This is a genomic window from Sulfitobacter sp. HI0129 (assembly GCF_001635395.1).
Taxonomy (GTDB): Bacteria; Pseudomonadota; Alphaproteobacteria; order Rhodobacterales; family Rhodobacteraceae; genus Sulfitobacter.
The window spans coordinates 1-235 of sequence record NZ_LWGH01000945.1 but is presented as its reverse complement, the minus strand read 5'-3'; the positions used below and the strand labels follow the sequence as shown (position 1 = coordinate 235).

At 59.1% G+C, this 235-nt stretch carries 1 pseudogene; it reads right to left on the bottom strand.

Going from position 1 to position 235, the window contains the following annotated elements:
- Positions 1 to 235: pseudogene (locus tag A3764_RS25465) on the bottom strand (SDR family NAD(P)-dependent oxidoreductase); the annotation flags it as partial.

Here is a 235-nt window from a genome sequence, read left to right as displayed (position 1 = left end):
CTCCTTGGTCTGCATGCCCTTGACCATCTTCAACACCTGACGACGCGGCAGCATCGGAATGATCCAGTCGACCGCGATTTTCAGCTTCGGATCGTTCACGGTGACCAGCTTTTCCTTCATCATCGCGTCGTAGCCATGGCGGGCGACGCTTTCTGCGCTGGCACCCCCGCCCTTGACCAGATCGGTGCCGTTCAGATCGCTGCGGTCTGCAAATTCGGTTTCGACGTAACCGGGG